This is a genomic window from Sphingomonas sp. NIC1, assembly GCF_001638925.1.
Lineage (GTDB): Bacteria > Pseudomonadota > Alphaproteobacteria > Sphingomonadales > Sphingomonadaceae > Sphingomonas > Sphingomonas aquatilis.
Map to the genome: position 1 here is coordinate 1,313,438 of NZ_CP015521.1, position 24,414 is coordinate 1,337,851.

Annotated in this window: 21 protein-coding genes; 11 read left to right on the forward strand and 10 right to left on the reverse strand. The window is 68.4% G+C overall.

Annotated features, from left to right (window positions below; genetic code table 11):
• Positions 1-254 precede the first annotated feature (254 nt).
• From A7E77_RS06400 to A7E77_RS06410, 3 genes are all read right to left on the reverse strand, one after another.
• Positions 255-1,613 (reverse strand): ammonium transporter, encoded by a 1,359-nt coding sequence (locus tag A7E77_RS06400; protein ID WP_017980282.1) that lies wholly within the window; start codon positions 1,611-1,613, stop codon positions 255-257.
• A 10-nt stretch (positions 1,614-1,623) separates the two neighbouring features.
• Complete coding sequence (locus tag A7E77_RS06405) at positions 1,624-1,962, reverse strand: P-II family nitrogen regulator (protein WP_017980283.1); 339 nt, start codon at positions 1,960-1,962, stop codon at positions 1,624-1,626.
• A gap of 141 nt (positions 1,963-2,103) precedes the next feature.
• The gene (locus A7E77_RS06410) at positions 2,104-2,304 is read right to left on the reverse strand and encodes a DUF2007 domain-containing protein (RefSeq protein WP_043060897.1); all 201 of its coding nucleotides are present in this window, start codon (positions 2,302-2,304) and stop codon (positions 2,104-2,106) included.
• A gap of 47 nt (positions 2,305-2,351) precedes the next feature.
• Between A7E77_RS06410 and A7E77_RS06415 the strand changes: the two genes are divergently transcribed.
• Together A7E77_RS06415 and A7E77_RS06420 are read left to right on the forward strand one after the other, a co-directional pair.
• Positions 2,352-2,597: a type II toxin-antitoxin system CcdA family antitoxin gene (locus A7E77_RS06415; RefSeq protein ID WP_063686712.1), complete on the forward strand. Its 246-nt coding sequence runs from the start codon at positions 2,352-2,354 to the stop codon at positions 2,595-2,597.
• Entirely contained in the window at positions 2,597-2,893 is a 297-nt protein-coding gene (locus tag A7E77_RS06420) for a CcdB family protein (protein ID WP_043060891.1), read from the forward strand. The genes A7E77_RS06415 and A7E77_RS06420 overlap by 1 nt, the downstream gene beginning before the upstream one ends.
• Positions 2,894-2,897: 4 nt before the next feature.
• Here A7E77_RS06420 and tldD read toward each other — a convergent pair whose 3' ends face one another.
• Positions 2,898-4,325 carry a metalloprotease TldD gene (gene tldD, locus A7E77_RS06425; RefSeq protein WP_063686713.1) on the reverse strand — a complete coding sequence of 476 codons (1,428 nt, stop codon included), beginning with the start codon at positions 4,323-4,325 and terminating at the stop codon, positions 2,898-2,900.
• Positions 4,326-4,361: 36 nt separating this feature from the next.
• Positions 4,362-4,598: a zinc-finger domain-containing protein gene (locus A7E77_RS06430; RefSeq protein WP_017980288.1), complete on the reverse strand. Its 237-nt coding sequence runs from the start codon at positions 4,596-4,598 to the stop codon at positions 4,362-4,364.
• Positions 4,599-4,828: 230 nt separating this feature from the next.
• On the opposite strand from A7E77_RS06430, the gene A7E77_RS06435 reads away from it, so the two are divergent.
• The 3 genes from A7E77_RS06435 (at position 4,829) to A7E77_RS06445 (ending at position 8,003) form a co-directional block, all read left to right on the forward strand.
• On the forward strand, positions 4,829-5,749 hold the full coding sequence (locus tag A7E77_RS06435; protein ID WP_063686714.1) for an ABC transporter ATP-binding protein: 921 nt from the start codon (positions 4,829-4,831) through the stop codon (positions 5,747-5,749).
• A 152-nt stretch (positions 5,750-5,901) separates the two neighbouring features.
• Entirely contained in the window at positions 5,902-6,372 is a 471-nt protein-coding gene (locus tag A7E77_RS06440) for a TadE/TadG family type IV pilus assembly protein (RefSeq protein ID WP_018250604.1), read from the forward strand.
• Positions 6,373-6,440: 68 nt separating this feature from the next.
• Positions 6,441-8,003 (forward strand): TadG family pilus assembly protein, encoded by a 1,563-nt coding sequence (locus A7E77_RS06445; protein ID WP_063689767.1) that lies wholly within the window; start codon positions 6,441-6,443, stop codon positions 8,001-8,003.
• 31 nt (positions 8,004-8,034) lie between these two features.
• On the opposite strand, the gene A7E77_RS06450 is transcribed toward A7E77_RS06445, so the two are convergent.
• Positions 8,035-8,391 carry a hypothetical protein gene (locus A7E77_RS06450; protein ID WP_017980292.1) on the reverse strand — a complete coding sequence of 119 codons (357 nt, stop codon included), beginning with the start codon at positions 8,389-8,391 and terminating at the stop codon, positions 8,035-8,037.
• Between the two features lie 300 nt (positions 8,392-8,691).
• Here A7E77_RS06450 and nadB point away from each other — a divergent pair, with 300 nt between their 5' ends.
• The 4 genes from nadB (at position 8,692) to A7E77_RS06470 (ending at position 16,183) form a co-directional block, all read left to right on the forward strand.
• Positions 8,692-10,284: an L-aspartate oxidase gene (gene nadB, locus A7E77_RS06455; protein ID WP_063686715.1), complete on the forward strand. Its 1,593-nt coding sequence runs from the start codon at positions 8,692-8,694 to the stop codon at positions 10,282-10,284.
• Positions 10,285-10,440: 156 nt separating this feature from the next.
• The gene (locus A7E77_RS06460) at positions 10,441-11,511 is read left to right on the forward strand and encodes a serine hydrolase (RefSeq protein WP_063686716.1); all 1,071 of its coding nucleotides are present in this window, start codon (positions 10,441-10,443) and stop codon (positions 11,509-11,511) included.
• Between the two features lie 246 nt (positions 11,512-11,757).
• Positions 11,758-14,526: a DNA polymerase I gene (polA, locus tag A7E77_RS06465; RefSeq protein ID WP_063686717.1), complete on the forward strand. Its 2,769-nt coding sequence runs from the start codon at positions 11,758-11,760 to the stop codon at positions 14,524-14,526.
• 142 nt (positions 14,527-14,668) lie between these two features.
• Positions 14,669-16,183, forward strand: a complete 1,515-nt coding sequence (locus A7E77_RS06470) for a lipopolysaccharide biosynthesis protein (protein WP_063686718.1) — start codon at positions 14,669-14,671, stop codon at positions 16,181-16,183.
• Positions 16,184-16,352: 169 nt separating this feature from the next.
• On the opposite strand, the gene purH is transcribed toward A7E77_RS06470, so the two are convergent.
• The 4 genes from purH to A7E77_RS06490 all read right to left on the reverse strand — a co-directional run bounded on the left by purH (position 16,353) and on the right by A7E77_RS06490 (position 22,240).
• Positions 16,353-17,915: a bifunctional phosphoribosylaminoimidazolecarboxamide formyltransferase/IMP cyclohydrolase gene (gene purH / locus A7E77_RS06475; protein ID WP_063686719.1), complete on the reverse strand. Its 1,563-nt coding sequence runs from the start codon at positions 17,913-17,915 to the stop codon at positions 16,353-16,355.
• Between the two features lie 297 nt (positions 17,916-18,212).
• Positions 18,213-19,976 (reverse strand): heparinase II/III family protein, encoded by a 1,764-nt coding sequence (locus tag A7E77_RS06480; RefSeq protein WP_063686720.1) that lies wholly within the window; start codon positions 19,974-19,976, stop codon positions 18,213-18,215.
• 7 nt (positions 19,977-19,983) lie between these two features.
• Positions 19,984-20,640 carry a ribulose-phosphate 3-epimerase gene (rpe, locus tag A7E77_RS06485; RefSeq protein ID WP_063686721.1) on the reverse strand — a complete coding sequence of 219 codons (657 nt, stop codon included), beginning with the start codon at positions 20,638-20,640 and terminating at the stop codon, positions 19,984-19,986.
• 271 nt (positions 20,641-20,911) lie between these two features.
• Complete coding sequence (locus A7E77_RS06490) at positions 20,912-22,240, reverse strand: RsmB/NOP family class I SAM-dependent RNA methyltransferase (protein ID WP_063686722.1); 1,329 nt, start codon at positions 22,238-22,240, stop codon at positions 20,912-20,914.
• Positions 22,241-22,297: 57 nt separating this feature from the next.
• Here A7E77_RS06490 and A7E77_RS17310 point away from each other — a divergent pair, with 57 nt between their 5' ends.
• Both A7E77_RS17310 and A7E77_RS06495 read left to right on the forward strand, forming a co-directional pair.
• Complete coding sequence (locus tag A7E77_RS17310) at positions 22,298-22,459, forward strand: DUF1674 domain-containing protein (RefSeq protein ID WP_078462240.1); 162 nt, start codon at positions 22,298-22,300, stop codon at positions 22,457-22,459.
• 64 nt (positions 22,460-22,523) lie between these two features.
• Positions 22,524-24,374: an AsmA family protein gene (locus A7E77_RS06495; RefSeq protein ID WP_226341870.1), complete on the forward strand. Its 1,851-nt coding sequence runs from the start codon at positions 22,524-22,526 to the stop codon at positions 24,372-24,374.
• The last annotated feature ends 40 nt before the right edge of the window (positions 24,375-24,414 follow it).

Genomic DNA, 24,414 nt, shown 5'->3' on the forward strand with positions numbered 1-24,414 from the left:
GTCCTCCGCGCCTCTGCGCGCAAAAACCGATTCACGCGAAGCCGCGAAGCCGCGAAGAGGCAGGCACCCGCCGCCAGCCACCTGCCCTCCCCATCACGAGCAAGACAGGCTGACGCCCGCCCCTCACGCACCCCCTTCGCGTCTTCGCGTCTTCGCGCGAACATAAAAAAAGACCCGGTACGTTACCGTACCGGGCCAGGGTCGTCCGCAGGAGGAACGTCGGTGGGGTGCGAGACCTGGCGTCCCGCTCCCGATCAATTGTAGGCGCGCTCGCCGTGTTCGCCGAGGTCGAGGCCTTCCTGCTCGACTTCGGGGCTGACGCGCAGGCCGGTGAGCAGCTTGGCGATGGTGATCGCGATCACCGTGCCGATCGAGGCCCAGACGATCGTCGTCGCGACCGCCTCGATCTGCACCAGCAGCTTGGCGCCCATCGCGTAATCCGCCGCACCCGGTCCACCGAGCGAGGGCGCATAGACGATGCCCGTGCCGATCGCGCCGATCATGCCGCCGATGCCATGCACGCCGAAGGCGTCGAGCGCGTCGTCATAGCCGAGCTTGGGCTTCAGCACCGACACCGCGAAGAAGCAGACCACCGAAGCAACCGCACCCAGCACGATCGCACCGAACGGACCCGAATTGCCTGCCGCCGGCGTCACCGCGACCAGGCCGGCGACGATGCCCGAACAGAAGCCCAGCGCCGACCCCTTGTGACCGCGCACCCGCTCGATCAGCATCCAGAACAGGCCGCCGCTCGCGGTCGCGACGAAGGTGTTGATCATCGCGAGCCCCGCCGAGCCATTGGCTTCCAGCGCGCTACCCGCATTGAACCCGAACCAGCCGACCCACAGCAGGCCGGTGCCGACGCCCGTCAGGGTCAGCGAATGCGGCGGCATCGGCGTATTGGGATAGCCCATGCGCTTGCCGAGCATCAGCGATGCGACCAGCGCCGAAACGCCGGCGTTGATGTGCACCACGGTGCCGCCCGCGAAGTCGAGCGCGCCCGCCTTGAAGAACAGGCCCGACGATGCCCACACCATGTGTGCGATCGGGAAGTAGACGATCGTCAGCCAGACGGCGCCGAACGCCATCACCGCGCTGAACTTCATCCGCTCGACCACCGATCCCAGCACCAGTGCGACGGTGATCGCGGCAAAGGTCATCTGGAAGCAGATGAAGACATATTCGGGGATTTCGACGCCTGCGGTGAAGGTCGCCGACTGCGACGCCGCGGTCACGCCCTTCAGGAACGCCTTGTCGAAGCTGGCGATGAAGTTGGTCAGCACCCCGCCACCGGCCACGTCCGGTCCGAAGGCGAGGGAATAGCCGTACATCACCCAGATCAGCATCGCGAGGCACGCGACCGCGCCGATCTGCGTCATTACCGACAGCATGTTCTTGGCGCGGGTGAGGCCGCCGTAGAACAGCGCGAGGCCCGGCAGGATCATCATCATCACCAGCACGGTGCTGGTCATCATCCAGGCGGTGTCGCCCTTGTTGACCGTCGCGACGACGGGTGCCGCCGCGGGCGCCGCCTGGGCGAAGGCCGGCAGTGCGGTGAAGGCCGCGGCAGCGCAGGCCGCCCCGACACCGGCGATTGTGTGTGTCAGCTTCATCTTACCCCCCTCAGAGCGCCGAATCGTCGGTTTCGCCGGTACGGATGCGCACCGCCTGCCCGACGTCGAGCACGAAGATCTTGCCGTCGCCGATCGCGCCGGTGTTCGCCGATGCCTGGATCGCCTCGACGACCCGGTCGGCCAGGTCGGCGGCGCACACCACCTCGATCTTGATCTTGGGCACCATGTTGGTGCTGTATTCGGCGCCGCGGTAGATTTCGGTCTGGCCCTTCTGGCGGCCGAACCCCTTGACCTCGGTAACCGTCATCCCTGCCACCCCCAACGTGGTGAGCGCTTCCCTCACCTCGTCGAGCTTGAACGGCTTGATGATCGCAATGACCAGCTTCATCCCTGCCCCCTTCGCATCAGACGGCATGCTGCATCGCAACGACCGTGCCATTTACGATTTGGCAGGATTTCAGGGTATTTCGTGCGTAGTCGACGCAGGCAACGTCAGATTATTGTGCAGCGCGCTTTCTCTGCCCAAAAATCAGGCAGCGCCGACGATATCCTGCGCCGCCGTCAGATCGTCCTCGTCCACCATCACGCGGACCGGGATCAGCAGATAGCTGCCATCGGCGATGCTCGCGCCGCCATCGAAGGCGATCGCCGCAATCCCTTCCGCCGCCAGTCGCCCGACGAGGATGTTGGCCAGGTTGCGATCGTACCGACCGAGTTCGACGAGGGACATGGTTGCACTCCGTTGACGCGCATAGATGATGCGCATACTTTCACCGCATGAAGCACGATCCGATCCGCACCGGCAAGCGCAGGGCCGTCAACGTCTCGATCGACACCGGCATCGTCGCGGCTGCCAGGGAAGCCGGGGTCAATATGTCCCGAGTGAGTGAAGACGCGCTACGCGTGGCGATCAAAGCTGCGCAGGAGGCGCGATGGCGCGAGGATAATGCTCACGCCATCGAAGGCTGGAACCGCTGGTACGAGAAAAACGGTCATCCACTCGAAAAGTACCGCGCCTGGTGATGGCCCAATTCGACGTCTACATTCTGCCCGACGGCGCACATGTCGTCGACGTCCAGTCTCCACTGGCGAGTGTCCACCGTACGCGGCTGGTGATCCCGCTGATCGACCCTTCCGATGATACAAACGTCGTCGGCCGGCTGAACCCTCAGGTGACGTTGGACGGCGAACCATGGCTGCTCGCCACGCACTTCGCCGTCACGCTGGACGCCAAACTGCTCCGTGGACGCATCGGATCGCTCGCGGATCAGGAATGGACGATCAAGGCCGCGCTCGACTTCCTCATCAACGGCTTCTGATCCTTCAGGCCGCCGTCCCCCCCACCGTCAGCCCATCGACCAGCAGCGTCGGCTGACCCACGCCCGCGGGCACGCTCTGTCCGCCCTTGCCGCACACGCCGATCCCTTCGTCCAGCGCGAAGTCGTTGCCGATGCCCAGCACTTTGGTCAGCACCGTCGGCCCGTCGCCGATCAGCGTCGCGCCCTTGATCGGCGCGCCCAGCTTGCCGTTCTCGATCCGGTACGCCTCGGTGCAGGAAAAGACGAACTTGCCCGACACGATATCCACCTGCCCGCCGCCGAAGCTCTTGGCGAAGATGCCCGTCTTCACGCGCGACAGCAGCTCGGCGGGATCGTCCTTGCCGTCCTTCATGAAGGTGTTGGTCATCCGCGGCATCGGCGCATGCGCGAAGCTTTCGCGCCGGCCATTGCCCGTCGCGGCCACGCCCATCAGCCGCGCGTTGAGCCGATCCTGCATATAGCCCTTCAGGATACCGTCCTCGATCAGCACCGTCTCGCGCGTCGGCGTGCCCTCGTCGTCGATCGACAGCGACCCGCGCCGGTCGGCGAGGCTGCCGTCGTCGACCACCGTCACGCCCGGCGCCGCGACGCGCTCGCCGATCCGGCCCGAGAAGGCGCTGGTGCCCTTGCGGTTGAAGTCGCCCTCCAGCCCATGGCCGATCGCCTCGTGCAACAGCACCCCCGGCCAGCCCGGCCCGAGCAGCACGGTCATCTCGCCCGCCGGCGCCGCGACCGATTCGAGGTTGATCAACGCCTGCGCCAGCGCCTCGTCGATCCCGCGGTTCCACACCGCCGGCTCCATCAGCCGCTCGTACAGATAGCGCCCGCCGATGCCGAAGCTGCCCGTCTCCCGCCGACCATTCTGTTCGACGACGATCTGGATGTTGAGCCGCACCAGCGGCCGCACGTCGGTCGCGACGAAGCCGTCGGGCCGCACGATTTCGACCACGCTCCACGTGCCGCTGAGGCCCACCGACACCTGCGCCACGCGCGGATCGCGCGCCCGCGCCGCGGCATCGATCGTCTGGCACAAATTCACCTTGTCGGCGAACGGCACCAGGTCGAGGGGGTCGGCATCGGTATAGAGGTGGCGGTTGTTGCCCTGCGGCGGCAGCGCCTTGGCACCGTTCGACGGGTCGATCAGCGCCATCGTCTCGCCCGCGCGGCGGATCGCCGCTTCGGACAGCTCGTTGGCGTGCGCGAAGGCGGTCATCTCGCCCGACACGGCGCGCAGGCCGAAGCCCGCATTGGTGTCGTAGCTCGCGGTCTTCAGCCGCCCGTCATCGAAGCCGAACGCCTCGGCCTTACGATATTGCAGATAGAGTTCGCCATCATCGGCGGCCCCCAGCGTTTCGGCGGTCAGCCGCAGCGCGGCGTCGGGCGACAGCGCGTCGCGATACAGGAACGAGCGGGGATCGGCGGATACGGTCATACCCGCCAATATAGGCGCGCGATGCGGCCCGGCTAGTTAGCGCGGGCTCGCGCCTTCCGAAATGTCGCGCAACGTCGCCTGATCGACGCCGTCCGCCGGCCCGCCGATCAGCACGAAGCGCCGATCGCAATAGCCGCAGTCGATATAGCCATGCTCGTCGATCTGCAGGAACACGCGCGGATGGCCGAGCGCCGCACCGCCGGGAATGTCGGTGGCGCCGTCGCAGGCGACGCGGCGTTGGGAGACACGGACGATTTCGGGCGGCGCGATCATGCGCCAGCGGATAGCAAGGCGCGCCCGTCCCATCAATCCTCCGCTACGTCTTCGCTCTCCCCCCTTCGTCATTCCCGCGAAGGCGGGAATCCATACCCTCCGAACCGCAACGATAGAGCCGCACCGTTAGCCAGTCTGGGTTCCCGCCTCCGCGCGAATGACGATGAAGGAAGAGGATGCATCCACCGGAATGGGTTGCACCCCGCCACGACAAGCGTATGCCCCGCTCCATGACCGAGGCCGCGATCCGCATCCAGAACCTCTGCAAGACCTATCAGGGCGGCAAGCGCGCGCTCGACGGGGTCAGCTTCGACGTCCCCCGCGGCCAGATCTTCGGCCTGCTCGGCCCCAATGGCGCCGGCAAATCGACGCTCATCAACATCCTCGCCGGCCTGGTGAACAAGACCGAGGGCAGCGCCGAAATCTGGGGTTTCGACATCGACGCGCATCCGCGCAACGCCAAGGCGTCGATCGGCATCGTCAACCAGGAAATCCTGTTCGACCCCTTCTTCACGCCGATCGAGACGCTGGAAATCCAGGCAGGCCTCTACGGCGTCCCCAAATCGCAGCGCCGCAGCCTCGACCTGCTGCGCGCGGTGCATCTGGAGGACAAGGCGAACGCCTACGCCCGCACGCTGTCGGGCGGCATGAAGCGGCGGCTGATGGTCGCCAAGGCGATGGTCCATTCGCCCCCCGTCCTCGTCCTCGACGAACCGACCGCGGGCGTCGACATCCAGCTGCGCCAGCAATTGTGGGCCTATGTCCGCGAACTGAACGCCGCCGGCGTCACCGTCGTGCTGACCACCCATTACCTCGAAGAGGCCGAGGAATTGTGCGATCGCATAGCGATAATCAACCACGGCCGCCTGATCGCCAACGAACCGACGCGCGACCTCGTCGGCAAGGCGCAGGAAAAGGTAGTGGCAGTCACCGTCGACCGCGACGTCGCGACGCCGCCGCAGAACGCCTGCTTCGCCAAGATCGTCCTGAAAGGCAGCCGCACGCTCGAGATCACCTATGCCAAGGATCGGGTGAATGCCGGCGACGTCCTCGCCGCGGTGCAGAACGACGGTTTCGGCATCGTCGACGTGACGACCAAAGAACCCGATCTGGAAGACGTGTTCCTCAGCCTCACCCGCACCGACGCCTGAGCAATCTTTCGATAGCGAAACAAAGCCGCACGTCGGCAATAGTTCGCCAAACAAACGGATCCGGTCCGAAAATCACCTCAAAGTCGTTCTGACAGAAATGTTTAGATCGACTTGAGGCGACATCCTCCATGCCCTGTCATGGAGGAAAGAGAATGACCGGAGTTGATGTTCGCACCGACGCCGTCAGCGCCCGCACCGCGGGCCGCGGCCGGAAGGGAATTGCGGCAATTCTGTCCCACACGGGCGGGTCGATGCTGATCGAATTTGCCGTTCTGTTGCCGGTAATGCTGATGCTGACCTTCGGCATCATTTCCTACGCCTGGTGGTTCCTGGTCGCGAACGGCATCCAGCAGGCGGCGAACGACGGCGCCCGCGCCGCCATCGCCGGCCTCGACGCCACCGAACGGCGCAATCTCGCCACGGGCAAGGCAACCGAACACCTCAAGAATCTCGGACGCTACGACATGCAGCGCGCCACGATCGCGGTCAGCGAGGGGACGGGCCAGCTCACCATCACGGTCAGCTACGACGCCAGTCGCGACGGCAATTTGCGCCTGCCCTTCGTGCCCGCGCCACCCAGCCGCATCGTCCAGCGCGCCACCATCCTGCTGGGGGGCCTGTGAGGGTTCGCTTCGCCGTCTCCCCATTCGGACGACAACTGGCGCGCGACCGGCGCGGCAGCGTCGCGGTCATGTCGGTCTTCCTGATCATCATCTTCCTCAGCGCCGCCTCGCTCGCCGTCGATTACGGCTGGATGGTCGTGCGCAAGCGCCAGCTGCAGGGCATCACCGATCGCGCCGCGATGGCCGCCGTGCTTCAGGGCGGCGACCCGCGCACCGCGGCGCAAAGCGCCGTCGCCGCCGACAGCGCGCCCAGCGTCACGATCGTCACCGCCCAATCAGGCGCCTACAACCCCGATCCGGCGGTCGCGGTCGCGGCGCGCTTCCAGCCGGCCGCGAACGGCGTCGCCGCGGTGCAGGTGCTGGCGAGCCAGCGCATCCCGCTGTTCTTCTCCGGTATCCTCACCGGTCGGCGCTACGTCGACCTGCGCGCCGCGGCGATCGCCGCGCGGACGGGGGAGGCGGCGATCAGCGTCGGCAGCCGCCTGGTCCACGTCCAGGGCGGCGTTCCGGGCATGCTGCTGTCGCAGCTGGCGGGCGTCGATCTGAACCTCAGCGTCGCCGACTATAACGCTTTGGTCGGCGCCAACGTCGATCTCTATGCTTTGTCCGGCCTGCTCAAGACGCGCGCCGGGGTTGGCCTGGGCACGTTCGACAGCACCGCCTCGGCGGTGGTCGACCTGCCGACGCTCGTCACCGCGATGGCCGATGCGGCGACGCCGGGCACCGGCGCCTCCGTGCTGCGCAGCATCGCGGTCAAACTGCCCCCGACCAAGGTCGATCTCGCCCGCATCGTGAAGCTCGGCGACGGCACCATCCTGAAATCGCTCAACGTCGGCGCGGACGAGCTGCTGCGCGAAGCGCTGATCGGCACCGGCGGCGACCGCCAGCTGACGCTCGACCTCGGCGGACAGGTGATAGGCGTCGGATCGACCAAGGCGACGGTCATCATCGGTAGTCGCGTCGCCACCTCGCCCTGGGTACGCGTCGGCCGCGATTCGTCGGTGACGGTCAGCACCTCGCAGATTCGCATCGCGCTCAATGCGCGGATCGACGTTGCCGGCCTCGGCCTCGCCACCGCCAATTTGCCGGTGATCCTGGAGGGCGCCGGCGGCGAGGCACGGCTCGCCTCGGTCGCCTGCGGCACCGGCGGCGCGACCGTCGGTGTCGACGGGCGGGTCACGCCGATGCGCGCGATCATCGGCCAGGTGTCCGACACCGCACTGCGCAACCTCAATGCGCCGCTCCAGCCCCAGCCGGCCACCTTGCTGTCGGTGCTGGTGACCGCCGTGACCGGCCTCGCCGACGTGCAGGTCGGCGGCAGCGACTGGACGCGGGCGACCTTCACCCCGGGCGATATCGCCGACCGTGCGGTGAAGACGATCAACACCACCCAAGCCTTCGGTGGCCTCATCGCCTCGCTGCTCCAGCGGCTCGATCTCCGGATCAGCGTGCTCGGGCTCACGGTCAGCACGTCGCCGGTCACCGCCCCTCTGCTCAGCGCCCTGTCCGGCGTCGCGCCGGCGCTCGACGGCATCCTCGAACAAGTGCAGCAGCTTGCCGGCGTCCGCATCGGACAGGCCGACCTGCGCGTCGTCGGCGCACGCTGCGGCGCACCGGCACTCGTAGGCTAACCCGCCCCACCCCGTGAGAAGGCCACCGCCCTCACGCCTCGCGCGGCTGCGTATCGAGCCAGCGCCGCATCCGCCGGCACCCATCGTCACTCATCACGATCCACGAACGCCGATGGTCCTGATGATCGGCGATCCGCTCGCAATAGCCCAGCGCCTCCAGCCGGGCGATCCAGCGCAGGCCGGTCGATTCGGACACGCTGCACTGCCGGCTGAGCGTCAGCATGCTGAGCCGCACGCCCTCCTCCTGCGCGATGAACAATTGCAGCAGCGCCTCCAGCGCCGGCTCGGCGAACAGCTCGGCCGCGAAATGGTCGCGGATCGATCGATGGCGCTGCAACGCCGCGCGCGCAGCAACGGAATATTGCGTCTGTCCGATCAGAACGGTCATGGGCACCGCCTCCCTGAAGCGGCTTGTCCCGAGGCCGCGTCGAACCTGTCACACGTGAGTCACAAGACGCAGAGCGCCGCAATCGGTTTCCCGCCGTCGCACCGATTGCGGGATCGGCCGGCCCTTATGCGAAACCGGCTGTCCTACACGCCCCGGTTTATGCCACAGCGGTCCGATGCCTGATCCCCGTCCCGCCCTGCCCGCCGGCCGCCATCCTTGCGGTGGGACGTACGGGGGGCGTTTCCGGACGATACGTATCGTCCACTTCGTCCACTTCCGCGGCCACGAAAGCGCCCCGCGATGAGCGAATCACCCCCCGCCACCGACGTGCTGATCGTCGGCTCGGGCGCCGCCGGGCTCACCGCGGCGCTCAATCTCGCGGACCGGTTCAAGGTCACCGTCCTCGCCAAGGGCGCGCTCAACGAAGGATCGACTGCCTGGGCGCAGGGCGGAATCGCCGCGGTGCTCGAACCCGGTGACACGTTCGACAACCATGTCGAGGATACGATGGTCGCCGGCGCGGGCCTTAACGACCGCGATATCGTCGAATTCGTCGTCGAGAACGCCCCCGCCGCGATCGAGCGCCTGACCCAACTCGGCGTCCCCTTCGCCACCGAAGGGAACGCGCTCCACCTCACCCGCGAAGGCGGCCATTCGCATCGCCGCATCGTCCATGTCGCCGACGCGACCGGCTGGGCGGTGCAGGAGGCGTTGCAACGCGCCGCCGAGGCGCATCCCAATATCACGCTCGTCCCCGATCAGGTCGCGATCGACCTCGCGACCAGCCGGCACGAACAGCGCTATTCGGGCGCGGGCAACGTCTGGGGCGTCTATGCGGTCGATCGGGGCACGGGCCGCGTCACCCTCTACACCGCGCGCGCGACGATCCTCGCCACCGGCGGCGCAGGCCGCACCTACCTCTTCTCCACCGCGCCGCGCGGCGCGACGGGTGACGGTATCGCGATGGCATGGCGCGCGGGTTGCCGCGTCTCCAATATGGAGATGATGCAGTTCCACCCGACCTGCCTCTACAATCTCGAGGTCAAGAACTTCCTCATCACCGAGGCGGTGCGTGGCGAGGGCGGGCGGCTGATCAACCCGACCACCGGCAAGCGCTTCATGTCCTACTATGACGCGGAGCGGATGGAGCTGGCGCCGCGCGACGTCGTGGCGCGCGCGATCGATGCCGAAATCAAGCGCTACGGCCTCGATTACGTCCATCTCGACATCAGCCATCAGCCGCCGGAATTCGTGAAGGGCCACTTCCCCAACATCTACGAAAAGCTGCTCGGCCTCGGCATCGACATGACGACACAGCCGATCCCGGTCGTGCCCGCGCAGCATTACACCTGCGGCGGCATCGTCATCGACCGCGACGGCCGCACCGATCTGCCCGGCCTCTATGCGGCGGGCGAATGCACCGAAAGCGGGCTGCACGGCGCCAACCGCCTCGCGTCCAACAGCCTGCTCGAATGCTTCGTCTTCGGCGAAGCGTGCGCCGACCATATCGCCGCGCATTGGGACAGCCTGCCCCCCGTCCCCGTCATCCGACCCTGGGACGAAAGCCGCGTCACCGATTCGGACGAAGAGGTGGTCATCAAGCAGAACTGGACCGAAATCCGTCGCTTCATGTGGAATTACGTCGGCATCGTCCGCACCACGAAGCGGCTGGAGCGCGCGCAGCATCGCATCCAGATGCTGACCGGTGAGGTCGCCGATTATTACGGCCATTTCCGCGTGACGCCCGACCTGATCGAGCTCCGGAACCTGCTCCAGACCGCCGAGCTGATCGTACGATCGGCGCTCCACCGGCACGAAAGCCGCGGCCTGCATTACACGCTCGACTATCCGCAGACGGCGGCGGAGGCGGTCGACACGGTGTTGGTGCCCTGATGCCGACGCGATTCGCCGCGCGTGCGCCGCGCTTCACCGCAGCGGCTTGTTTCGCCGGTATCCGCACCCGAAATGGCGGATATGGAGGATGCTACGCCTAGCGGGGGCCAGTTCACGATTATGATAGCGTACGGCCGGTCGGCCCGATCCATCCTGATGACCGGCGTCTGCGCCGCGCTCGCCGCCTGCGGTTCGAATGCGCGGCCGGGCGGCAACGGCCCGGTGCCGGCGGTGACCACGCCCTCTGCCGCGGTGTCGATCCCCATCCCCGCCGCCGCGCCGCCGCCGCGCCGGGTCGCGCCCGCCCGCCTCACCGCGGCGATCGACAGCCTCGCCCGCAATTTCGACGGCAAGTTCGGCATCGCGATCCGCGCGGTCGACGATGGCTGGACCGTCACCTCGCCCGGCGCGCGCACCCGCATGCCGCAGCAATCGGTCAGCAAATTGTGGGTCGCGATGACGCTGATGGACCTGCGCGATCAGGGCAAAGCACGGCTCGACGATCCCGTCGTCGTTCGCGACCAGGATCTGACGCTGTTCCACCAGCCGATCGCGATGTTGGTAAAGGGCGACGGCTATCACACCACGGTCGGCGAACTGCTCACCCGTGCCCTCACGCACAGCGACAATACCGCCAACGACCGCCTGTTGACCTATGTCGGCGGGCCAAGCGCCGTGCGCGCGATGATCGAGCGCAAGCAGCTCGGCGACATCCGCTTCGGTCCCGGCGAACGCCTGCTCCAGTCGAAGACCGCCGGCCTCGTCTGGAACCAGGCGACCATGTCGAAGGGCAATGGCTTCGAACTTGCCCGTTCGCGCCTGTCGCCCGAGGTGCGCGCCGCGGCATTGGACGCCTACGTCAACGATCCGCCCGATGGCGCCGCACCGCTCGCCATCGCCGATGCGCTCGCACGCCTCGCCCGCGGCGAATTGTTCAGCGAAACCTCGACGCGCATCCTGCTCGACACGATGGGCGCCTCGGTCACCGGCCGCGCCCGCCTGCGCGCCGCGATCCCGGCGGGCTGGAAGATCGCGCACAAGACGGGCACGGGTCAGGACCTGGGCTCGCGCAACGCCGGCTTCAACGACGTCGGCCTGCTCACCGCACCCGACGGTCGCCGCTACGCGATCGCCGTGATGATCGGCGACAGCCGCCGCCCGATCCGCGAACGCCAGCAACTGATCCAGGCGGTGGCCGCCGCCGTAGCGACCGACGCCACCTCCTAAAGTCCTCCCTCGGCGCAGCCGGGGGAGGGGGACCGCTCGGCTTTAGCCGAGTGGTGGAGGGGGCATCGCCCCAAACGTCGGCTTCGCCGTATCCTCCCACTCCGTCAGCGCTGTCGCGCTGCCACCTTCCCCGGGAGGGGAGGAGCTGTGCCCGTTTGTGCCCCAAAAGCCACACTCCGCCAAAGCTTGCGACCCTGCTCGCCAGAGGTTGGTGCGCCCCCGCCGATCCGCTAAACGGCACCCACGATGCCCCATCTCTATCTCGTCGACGGCTCGGGCTATATCTTCCGCGCCTACCACCGCCTGCCGCCGCTCACCAACCGGCACGGCGAGCCGGTCGGCGCCGTCTATGGCTATACCGCTATGCTGTGGAAGCTCGCCGACGAGCTGCACAAAGCGGACGGCCCAACGCACATGGCGGTCATCCTCGACAAATCGTCGCAGACCTTCCGCAACGCGATGTACGATCAGTACAAGGCGCACCGTCCGCCACCGCCGGAAGATCTGGTCCCGCAATTCCCGATGATCCGCGACGCCACCCGCGCCTTCTCGCTGCCCTGCATCGAAGAGGAAGGCTGGGAGGCGGACGATCTGATCGCGAGCTACACCAAGGCCGCGCTGGCGCAGGGCTGGCAGGTGACGATCGTCAGCTCCGACAAGGACCTGATGCAGCTGATGACCGATCCGTCGGTCGACATGCTCGACACGATGAACAACCGCCGCCTCGGCCCCGATGCGGTGGTGGAGAAGTTCGGCGTCGGCCCGGAAAAGCTCGGCGACGTGCTCGCACTGATGGGCGACAGCGTCGACAACGTGCCCGGCGTCCCCGGCGTCGGCCCGAAGACCGCCGCCAAGCTGATCCTGGAACATGGCGATGTCGAGGGCGTGCTCGCCGCGGCGGCGTCCGACGCGTTCAAGAAGGGCAAGCTGCGCGAGAATCTGATCGAGCATGCCGAGGCGGCGCGCCTCAGCCGCAAGCTGGTCGAACTGGCCTGCGATGTGCCGCTGGTTCACCCGCTCGAGGAATTGGAACTGCCCGCAAGCGGCATTCCCGACGCGCCCCTGCGCGCTTTCCTGGAGCATCACGGCTTCAAGACGCTGATGAACCGGCTGGGTCAGGTTGCCGACGCCCCCGTCGCGGCGCCCGCGGATGTGCCGTTCGAGGCCGATCCACCCTGCGACCACGATGGATACGAGACGGTGGTCGATGCCGCGACGCTCGACCGCTGGGTGGCGGACGCGCAGCATCAGGGCTGGGTCGCGATCGATACCGAGACGACCGGCACCGACGCGACGCGCTGCGATCTGGTCGGTGTGTCGCTTGCCTTGGGCGCCAACAAGGCGTGCTACATACCGTTGGGCCACGGCACGACCGATCTGCTCGCCGAATCGCCGGTGCAGATCGACCGGGCCGAGGCGCTCGCGCGGCTGAAGACGCTGTGTGAGGACGCATCGGTCCTCAAGATCGGGCACAATCTGAAGTTCGACATGATCGTGCTCGGCCTTGTCGGCATCACCGTCGCACCGCACGACGACACGATCGTGATGAGCTTCGACCTCGACGCCGGGTTGCACGGCCACGGCATGGACGAGCTCGCCGCGACGCATCTGTCGCACAGCTGCATCGCCTATAAGGACGTGGTCGGCACGGGGAAATCGCAGCGCGGCTTCCACGAGATCGATCTAAAATCCGCGACTCGCTACGCCGCCGAGGACGCCGACGTCACCTATCGCCTGTGGAAACGCTTCAAAGCACGGCTGCCCGCCGAAGAGGCGACGCGCATCTACGAGATGGTAGACCGCCCGCTGGTGCCCGTGATCGCACGCATGGAAACGCGCGGGATCAAGGTCGATCGCGAGAAATTGTCGGCGCTGTCGGCCGGGTTCAGCGAGCAGATCGCCGCGCTCGAAACGGTGATCCACGGCCTCGCCGGGGCGCCGTTCACGATCGGTAGCCCCAAGCAGCTGGGCGACGTCTTGTTCGAGCGCATGGGCATCAAGGGCGGCCGCAAGGGCAAGTCCGGCGTCTATTCGACCGACGTCAACGAGTTGGAGCGGATTGCCGCCGACAAGGATTCGCCGGGTGCCGAGATCGCCGCGCGCGTGCTCGACTGGCGCCAGCTGACCAAGCTGAAGAACACCTATACCGACGCGCTGCAGAATGAGATCAACCCGCGCACCGGCCGCGTCCACACCAGCTACAGCCTGACGGGCGCGCAAACCGGCCGCCTGTCCTCGACCGAGCCGAACCTGCAAAACATCCCGATCCGCACCGAGGTGGGTCGCCAGATTCGCGACGCCTTCGTCGCGGAACCGGGCAACGTCATCCTGGCGGCCGACTATTCGCAGATCGAATTGCGGCTGGCGGCGCATATGGCGGACGTCCCGGCGCTGAAGGCCGCCTTCGCCAATGGCGATGACATCCACAGCCTCACCGCGATGGAGCTGTTCGGCGAGGTCAACCGCGACACGCGCGGACGGGCGAAGACGATCAACTTCGCGATCCTCTACGGCATCAGCCGCTGGGGGCTGGCGGGGCGGCTCGACGTCACCGCCGACGAGGCGCAGGCGATGATCGACCGCTATTTCGATCGCTTCCCCGGCATCAACAATTACATCGCCGAAACGACGCAGAGCGTGCGCGAGCGCGGCTATACGACGACGCTATTCGGGCGGAAGACGCACTTCCCGCGCATCCGTAGCAAGGTGCAGCACGAACGCCAGGGCGCCGAACGCGCCGCGATCAACGCGCCGATCCAGGGCACCAGCGCCGACATCATCAAGCGCGCGATGGTGCGGATGGAGCCCGCCCTGCTCGCGGCGGGGCTGCCGAACGTGCAGATGCTGCTGCAGGTCCACGACGAACTGGTGTTCGAGTTGCCGGAGGGTGATGTCGAGGCGGCCAAGCCGGTGATCGAGCGCGTCATGGCGGAGGCTGCCGCACCGGCGGTGGAGCTGTCGGTGCCGCTGGGAATCGAGATCGGCGTCGGCGCGAGCTGGGGAGCGGCGCATTGATCGTGGCCGTCCCGTACCCACCCTCACCCTTCCGGCGCTGCGCGCCTCCCTCCCTCTCCCAATGGGAGAGGGAAGGGGCCCGCCCGGCGCAGCCGGGTGGGAAGGGTGAGGGCGGGTGCGTCGCCCTCTCGATCGCTCACCTGTGACCGAAACCAAAGATATCGATGCGCTCGCCAAGGGCGGCCGCACCAATATCGCAGGCTTCGTCCTGCGCCTCGCCGCGCGCATCCCGTTCTTGTTCATCGCCGGGCGGCTCTACGGTCCGGACCTCGTCGGCCGCTTTGCGCTCGCGGTGGTGGTGGTCGAACTCGCCGCGCTCGTCGCAACGCTCGGCCTGAAGCGTGGCCTCGCGCAAGCCCTGTCCTCCTCCGATCAGCCGCATGTCTGCGTGGTGTGGGACGCGCTCGCGCTCGCCTTCGTCCTGTCGATGGCGGCCAGTGCGGTGCTGATCGCCTTTCCGGAGGTGATGTACGCCAACACGCATGTGACGGGGCTGGACCGGTTCCTGCCCTGCATCATCGTCGCGGTCGCCTGGTCCGACGTCAGCCTCGCCGCCCTCGCCTATCGCCATAACGTGAAGGCGACCGTCACCGCACGCGCGGTGGTCGAGCCATGGACGATCTCGATCGCCGCCTGGGTCTTCTCGTTCGTCACGATCAAGGACGGCCTCGTCCTCTCCTATGTCGCGTCGATGATCGCGGCGCTGATCGCCAGCTTCGTGCCCTTCATCCGCAGCTATGGCGTACCGCATGGCTGGTCGCCGCATCTGGGGCAGCTGTTCCGCCTCGCTCGCGCCAACGCGCCGCTCGCCGGGGCGGACGCGCTGGAATGGGGCACGCGCAACGTCGATCGTTTTATCCTGGGCGTGATGTTTGAACCCAAGGTCGTCGGCATCTATTACATGGCGCAGCAGGTCGCATCGCTGCCGCAGAAGCTGAAGACCAGCTTCGACCCCATCCTCGGCCCCGTCATCACGCAGAGTCTGGCGGTGAACGATCGCGTCGCGATCGCCAATCAGGTGCGGCAGGTCGCCTTCTGGATCATGGCCGCGCAGACCGGCCTTGCGCTGATGGGTTCGATTCCAGCCGAAGCAGTGATGGGCGTCGTCGGGCCGCAATTCGTGTCGGGCAGCGCGGCGCTCGGCTTCCTGCTGTTCGCCGAAGTGCTCGCCTCGACCGGCGCGGTGTGCGAATCGGCGCTGGTCTATACCGCGCGGCACCGCAACCTGATGATCTCCATCGCGATGCTGGGCGTGCAGATCGCGCTGAGCTTCGCGCTGATCCTCGGCATGCGGCGACTGGGCCTGCCGCAGACGTGGCAGGCGGCGGGGCCGGCGGTGGCGCTGATGATCGGCGTTGGCCTGACCTCGATCATCAAGGCGCGGCTGCTCGGGCGCCTCCTGTCGGCGCCGGTATCCCCGTGGCGCTGGTCGCTGGCGGGGGCGGCGCTGGCCGCGATCGTCGTCGGCGCTGCGTTCACGATGCTGCCGCACGACTTCGAATGGCTGGAACTCGCCGGCGGCGAACCCGCGATCGCTGCCACCTATCTGTTCGTATTGTGGAAATGGGCGTTCGGCCCGGCGGACCGGGCCCTGTTCGGCAAGATGCCGACCGCGGACGAAGCGACGCTGCCCAATGTCGGATCGCCGGTGCGGTGAACCGAAGTCCTCCCCCGCCAGGGGGAGGTGGCGCCGCGAAGCGGTGACGGAGGGGGCGGACAGCGACGTCCTCAAAAAACGACGCGCGCCGCTTACCTCCCCCTCCACCATTCGGCTGACGCCGAACGGTCCCCCTCCCCCTGGCGGGGGAGGACTCAGGCTGCTCCGATCAGTGGCGGAAGTGGCGCATGCCGGTGAAGACCATCGCCAGCCCCGCCGCATCGGCGGCCGCGATCACCTCGTCGTCGCGGATCGAACCGCCGGGCTGGATCACCGCCGTCGCGCCAGCCTCCACCGCCGCCATCAGGCCGTCGGCGAAGGGGAAGAAGGCGTCCGACGCCACCGCAGACCCGATCGTCCGCGGCTGCGCCCAGCCGGCCTTCTCCGCCGCGTCCTTCGCCTTCCACGCCGCGATGCGGGCGGATTCGAGGCGATTCATCTGGCCTGCGCCGACGCCGGCGGTCGCGCCGTCCTTGGCGTAGACGATCGCGTTCGACTTGACGTGCTTGGCGATCGTCCAGGCGAAGCGGCAATCCGCCAACTCCTGCTCCGTCGGCGCGCGCTTGGTGACGACCTGTAGGTCGCCGGGCACGCCCGCGTCGCGATCCTGCACCAGCCAGCCGCCGGCGATCGTCTTGGCGAACAGGCCGGCACGCGCCGGATCGGGCAGCTCGCCGGTCAGCAGCAGGCGCAAGTTCTTCTTGGCGGCGAACAGCGCGAGCGCCTCTTCGTCGGCATCCGGCGCGACGACGACTTCGGTGAAGATGCCGGTGATCGCCTTCGCGGTCGCCGCATCGAGCGGGCGGTTGACGGCGATGATGCCGCCGAACGCCGACACGGTGTCGCAGGCGAACGCCTCGGCATAGGCGTCTTCCAGCGTCTTGCCCGTCGCGACACCACACGGGTTGGCATGCTTGACGATGACGCAGGTGGGCGCGGCGTCGCGGAATTCGGCCACCAGTTCCAGCGCCGCGTCGGCGTCGTTGAGGTTGTTGTAGGAGAGCTCCTTGCCCTGCACCTGCCGCGCCTGGCCGATGCCGCGCACGCCGTCATGGCTGGCGTAGAAAGCGGCGGACTGGTGCGGGTTCTCGCCATAGCGCAGCGTCGCGGCGCGGCGCATCGTGACGGGCAACACCGGCGGGAAGGCCTCGGCCTGGTCGACCGTGCCGAACCAGCGCGCGATCGCGCCGTCGTACGACGCGGTGGCAGCGAAGGCCTTGGCGGCGAACAGGCGACGCTGGTCGAGGCTGGTCTCGCCGGTCGCGACGATCGCGTAATCGGCGGGATCGGTGACGATCGCGACATAGGCGTGATTCTTCGCGGCGGAGCGCACCATGCTGGGGCCACCGATGTCGATGTTCTCGATCACCGTGTCGCGGTCGGCGCCGCGGGCGACGGTCGCCTCGAACGGGTAGAGGTTCACGACGACGAGGTCGATCGCACCGATACCGTGGTCAGTCATCGCCTTGGCATGCTCGGCGTCGTCGCGCACCGCGAGCAGGCCGCCATGGACCATCGGGTGCAGCGTCTTGACGCGGCCGTCCATCATCTCGGGGAAGCCGGTGAGGTCGCTGACGTCCTTCACGGTTAGGCCGGCGTCGCGCAGCGCCTTGGCGGTGCCGCCGGTCGAGACGAGCTCGACGCCCTTGTCGGCCAGCGCGCGGGCGAGATCGACGACCCCCGTCTTGTCGGACACGGACAGCAGGGCGCGGCGGATGGGGATCGTGGTCATGATGGTCCTAGCGGGGGAGGAGTCTCGCGCGCGTTCCCTAGCGACGGATGGCGCCGGGGAACAGGTGGGAGTTGTGCTCGACTGCCTCGAATACGGCCGCGCCAGAGCAATCGGGCACTATGACACATTCCTCCCCCGCCAGGGGGAGGTGGCACCGCGCCAGCGGTGACGGAGGGGGAGGAAAGGGTGACGCCCGTTCGGAAACGCGCCGCCGACCTCCCCCTCCACCATTCGGCTACGCCGAACGGTCCCCCTCCCCCTGGCGGGGGAGGACCGGAGCATCGATCATCTAGTGGGTTAGAGCGCCCGCTTCAGCGCCCAGCTGACGTTGGCGCCACCGGCGGGCGCCTCACCCGACACGACCAGCTGCTGCGTCGCGACCGGGCGCCCTTCGCCGTCGATCCACAGCGAATCCTCGATCGTCAGCATGCCGCCGCGGCAGCGGAACTGCCACAGCGCACCGCCGGGCAGGCGGAGCAACGCCGCGAGGCCATCGGCGGTTGGCGAGGCCTGCACGCCCGCGCCAAGGTGGAAGCGGATGCAGAAGGGCGCCATGCCCGCCTTGCGGCGGCGCCCCTGCGGCAGCAGTGCGTCCTCGCCGCGCAGTTCCTTGCCGTCGCCGGTCAGCATCAACTGGCGGCGGTGGATAAGGCCCCAGCGGCGGACATAGCCGTCGTGGCTCGCCTCGATCCGGCTGGCGACGTCCGATTCCTGGCGCGACAGCTCGACCTGCGCGACGCCGCGGCCGAGCGTGCCGTCAGCGTGGATCGCGGTGGAGTTGGAATCGCCCACGGTCAGCGTCGAATGCGCCGCGGTGGTGCGCAACCCTTCGGCAAAGGCGGCGGGCAATTGCGCGACGGCCGCACGCGCGCCGCCGCAATTGACGATCAACCGCTGTTCGCCGTCGGAAAATTCGAAGGCCAGCGTCGAGGCGCAGCCGCCCTCCACGACCTTGGCGATCGGCGGCGGGGCGGCATCGACGATCAGCACCGCGCCCCCCGCGGCGAGCCGCTGATAGCCCCAGTCGCGCGCCTGGCGCAGCGGGCGGGTGCGGATACCGCTCGCCTCGATCAGCGCGGCGAGTTCGTCGGCGGTCGCCGGGCCGGCACCCTGCCAGCTCGCCAGCATGCGATCACCGTGCATGACGCCGAGCAGCGCCGGCACCGCACGGGCGAGCGCGGTCTGCGCCGCCTCGGGCATCTCTTCGCGCCGCGCCGTGTAGACTTCGCGCAAGGTGCTGAGCAGCTGGATCGTGTCGGCGAGCATCGCCGGGCTGCGCGACACCGAACCGCCGTCGTCGCTCAAGCCACTCGCCAGCGCGCGGGCAAGGCCCGCCTCGCCGAACGCACGGCGCGGGTCGCCGCCGGGGATCAGCAGGCCGGCGGTGATGACTCCGCACCAGGCGGCGATCCGCGGCGCGCCCGGCGGCGCCTTGTCCGCACCGCGATCGAGGTGGCGGGCGCCGCGCGCCAGCGTGTTGAGAACGCTCGATCGATAGACGAGGTCGGTCGACGACAGGATCAGCGGCGCGTGGCACGTCCAGAACAGCAGGCGCCGGCCCCACAGATCGGGGCGCCACGCCAGCGGATCGATCCGCTCGGCATAATCGTCGAGCCAGCGCGCCATCAGCGCCTCGGCGATCGGCGCGCCCTGCGCGCGCGTCGCGACGGTCGACAGATCGCGCAGCCACGCGAAGCTGTGGACGTAATCGGCAAACGGCCGGCCCCAATCGCCACGCTTGAACGCGAGCGTGTCGATCGGGTGCGTCTCGCCCTGGAACGCCAGCTCGCCACGCAGCAACGCATGGCCGCGCCGCACGTCGCCCATCACGGGATCGTCGGGCACCGCAACCAGCTTCAGCGGATAGCGGCCCTTCAGTCGCATCGTGTGGATCGGTGTGCGCCACGTCAGCTTGTGAAAGCGTTCGGCGAGCCGCTCGGCGAGGCTAAGCCCCTTGTCGCCGCCGACGCGCATCAGGCGCTTGCCCTCCTCGATCCCGTCGGGGGCATCCGGCCCGTCGAACGGGGTCACGGGATGACGGTGGGGCGACAGGTCGCTCATCCGCGCATCAGCCCCGCAGCGCGGCGATATTGGCGGCGTAGCAGGCCTGCCCGCCACGGAAGGCCGCGGTGCCGGCGACCAGTGCATCGGCGCCCGCCTCGACACAGCGGCGGGCATGCGTCGCGTCGACGCCGCCATCGACCTCCAGATCGATGGCACGGCCGCTGTGATCGATCATCTTGCGGATCGCGGCGATCTTCTTCAGCTGGCTGTCGATGAAGCTCTGCCCGCCGAAGCCGGGGTTGACGCTCATCACGAGGACGAGGTCGACCATGTCGATCAGATAGTCGAGCATCTTGGCCGGCGTCGCCGGATTGAGCACGACGCCCGCGCGCTTGCCCAACCCCTTGATATGCTGGATCGTGCGGTGGACGTGGGGCCCCGCCTCCGGATGGACGGTGATCGTGTCGGCGCCCGCCTCGGCGAAGGCGTCGAGGTACAGATCGACCGGCGAAATCATCAGATGGACGTCGAACGGCTTGGTCGTGTGCGGGCGCAGCGCCTTCACCACCGCCGGGCCGATCGTGATGTTGGGGACAAAATGGCCATCCATGACGTCGATATGGATCCAGTCGGCGCCCGCGGCATCGATGGCGCGGACCTCTTCGCCCAATTTGGCGAAATCGGCGGACAGGATGGACGGGGCGATGCGGACCGGCTGCATGGCGCCTCTCTAAGCCCCTGTCGGGCGATGGCAATGCGGTTGGGGTGGAGTTTGGTCCTTTGCCACACAGTCTTCGTCACGCCGGGTGACGGAGCGGATGGGGCTGACCACACAAGTCCTCCCCCGCCAGGGGGAGGGGGACCGCTCGGCGCCAGCCGAGTGGTGGAGGGGGAGGACAGGGCGGGGTCTGAAGACGGAAGACGCCGTCGCCCTCCCCCTCCGTCGCGGCTCCGCCGCGCCACCTCCCCCTGGCGGGGGAGGAATTTCAGCGTCAGTCCTTGCGGCGCAACCTTGCGATGAAGAAGCCGTCGCAGCCGCCCTCTGCTACCAGCATCCCCGGCAGCGTGCGGACGTAACCGCCCGACTGCACCGGGACCCCCGGTGGGAGCAGCGCGGCATCGGGCGCATCGATGGCGTAGTCCGGGCGGTCCGCCAAAAAGCGTTCCAGCTGCGCCTCGCCCTCCGCCGGCTCCAGACTGCACGTCGCGAAGACGAGACGCCCGCCGGGCTTCACCCAATCGGCGGCGCGCGCGAGCAAACGGGTCTGCAGGCCTGCCATCTCCTCGATAATCGCCGGGTGGACGCGATGAAGCACATCCGGATGGCGGCGGAAGATGCCGGTGGCGCTGCACGGCGCGTCGATCAGCAGCGCATCGGCGGGTGCATCCGGCGCCCATTTCAGCACATCGGCAGCGATTACCTCCGCCTTCAGCCGCGTACGGAACAGGTTCTCGCGCAGCCGCTTGATCCGGGCGTTGGACACATCGACCGCAGCCACGCGATAACCGGCGGCGGCGAGTTGCAGCGTCTTGCCGCCGGGCGCCGCGCACAGATCGATCGCGTGCGCGCCGTCGGCGATCCCGTCGGCCAGCAACCGCGCGGGAATGGAGGCGGCGATATCCTGCACCCACCAGCGCCCCTCGGTAAAGCCGGGCAGTTCAGTCACCGCGGCAGCGTCGGTCAGGCGGACATGACCCGGCATCAGGCTGGTGCCGCCAAGCTCGCGCACCCAGTGTTCGGTCTCGGCGGGGTCGGCGAGGCTGAGGTCGAGCGGCGGCGGCGCGGCGATCGCCTGTGCCGCGCCCTCGACCATCTCAGGCCCCCAGGCGGCGTCCCACCGCGCCTCGACCTTCGGCGGCAGGGCGGGAATTTCGGGCAGCAGCACGCCCGACCGGACGATCGCGCCGAACACGCCATGCACCAGCTTCCGCGGCCCGCCGTCGACCAGCGGCAGCACGGTCGCGATCGCGGCGTGATGCGGCGTGCCCAGCACCAGCGCCTGCACCAGCGCGATCCGCAGCGCCATGCGCGCCTTGGCATCCTCCGGCAGCGGGCGCTCCGTCACCGAATCGATCAGCGCGTCGAGATCGGGCAGACGCCGCAACACCTCCGCCGCGATTGCGTGCGCCAGCCCCCGGTCGGGCCCGTAGACGTGGCGCGTCGCCGCGACCAGCGCCTGCTCCAGTGGCTCGCCCCGGCGCAGCACCGCGTCGAGCAGGCGGATGGCGGCGCGGCGCGACGGCGTGCCGAGCGGCTCGGCAGCGGCGGCGGGCTCACGATTGAAACGGTGACCGGCTCGGGGACGGCGGGGATCGGGCAAGCTTGAGAAACCTTCGGTTCGGAACGATATACGGGTCCCTTAGACCGGAGAGACGCGATGGGCCAACGTCCCGAACATCTGAAGCCGCCCGCCTATCTCAGCAAGAACCCGCCCGTGCCCACCCCGGAGCCGGTCGAGCCGAAGACGGAAGACCCGTTGGGGCTCGATCCCACGCGCTACGGTGACTGGGAATTGAAGGGCATCGCGATCGATTTCTGATACCGCAGCGAACTGGCCGAAGGACCGCGCCGGAACCAATGGCGTTCCGGCGCGTCCCGCTGGCATGACCCTCCGTCTCCGCGCCGGCAGGCGTTACGTGCCTGTCCTCGTCGCGGTGCCGCTGGTGTTGCTGCTGGTCATCGCAGCCTTTCCCTATGGCGTGTTGAAGGGCGTGGTCGCCGATCGGCTGGCCAAGCGTTTCGGGCGACCGGTGGTGATCGGGGCGATGGACCGGGTGGATACGATCGGCTTCACCCCGACGATCCGCGTCCGCGACGTCACGATCCCGCAGGCGGGCTGGGCCGGCAGTGGCAATTTCCTGACCTTGCGCGAAGCGCGGGTCACCTTCCCCGTCTGGCCGCTGCTGACCGGCACCTTCCGCCCGCGCGATATCGTCGCGGAGGGGCTGCAACTGGCGCTGGTGCGCGATGCCAACGGCCGCACCAACTGGCCGCGGCCCGGCGAGGCGGAAAGCGGCGGCGCGTCGAGCGACCTCGAGGGGCTGACGATCCGCGACGCCACCATCCGCTATCGCGACGACAAGCGCCGCCGCAGCGCCGTGGTGCAGGTCTCGTCCGACGCACAAGGCCTACGCGCCAAGGGCAACGGCACGATCCGCGGCGTACCCGTCCACATCGCGCTCGACGGCGCCTCGGTCGCACAGCCATCCCCTGGCCCCTGGCCCTTCACCGCGACGATCGACGGCGACCGGCTGTCGATGCGCGCCAAGGGCAGCACCGACGTGCCGCTCGATACCGACGCGATGACGCTGGACGTCACCGCACGCGCCGCGGACCTCCGCCTGATCGACGCAGTGATCGAAGCGGGCCTGTTCGGCACGCAACCCGTCGCACTGACCGCACACGTCCGCCACGACGCGCCCAAGTGGATCGTCAACGACCTGAAGGGCACGATCGGCCAGTCCGACATCGCCGGCCATGTCACGGTCGACAAGCAGGACGGCCGCACGAAGCTGGACGGCGCCGTCACCGCCAACCGCTTCGATTTCGGTGATCTCGCGTCCGACGAAGGTCGCGCGGAAGCGGCCGCGCGCGAACGCGCGATCGGGCCGCATGTCGTGCCCGATACGCGGATCGATCTCAGCAAGATCGGCGAAACCGACGGCCGCATATCGCTCCGTATCGCACGCGTGGTCAGCCGCAGCGGACCGACGCCGGTGCGCGCGCTGTCGACGGTATTGGCGCTCGACCACAAGCGGCTCGACGTTGCGCCGCTGACGCTGGTGCTCGCCGATGGCACCGCCAAGGGCAGCCTGCGCGTCGACCAGCGCGACGGGGCGCCCAGCCCGCTGCTGACGGTCGATATGCGGCTGAGCGGCACGCGCGTCGCGGCGCTGCCCGGCACCGGCGGCGACTTCACCGGGCGGATCGCAGCGCGCGCGCGCCTGACCGGGCGGGGCGATACGATCCGCGCGGCGGTGGGGCGGTCCGACGGCCGCATCGGTTTCGTGGTGCGCGACGGCACGCTGCCGCAACGCTACGCCGCGGCGCTGGGTTTCGATGCCGGACGCGCGCTGCTGGCGGGGGAGAGCGAACGCGCCCGTCTGCGCTGCGTCGTCGTCGGGCTGAAGGTGACGGACGGCCTGGGCCACGCCGCGCCGATGATCGTCGACACCAGCGCCAGCCAGCTGCGCGGCACCGGCACGGTGCGTTTCCCCGCCGAACGGCTCGACATGCGGCTGACCGGTGCCCCCAAGGGCGACGGCCTGCTCCGCTTGCCCGGCGCCGCCTTCCTCACCGGCACGCTCAGCGCGCCAGAGATCGTCGTGCCGGCGCAGGTCAAATCGGTCGGCAACGTGTTGAAGGCGCTGGGCCGCGCGATCACCGGCAAGCAGGAACCGCGCGCGGGCGATGCCGATTGTGCGGCGCTGTCGGCACGCGTGCTGGGCTCATGACAATCCCCCTCGCCCCCTCGGCACGCCATCGCTAGGATCA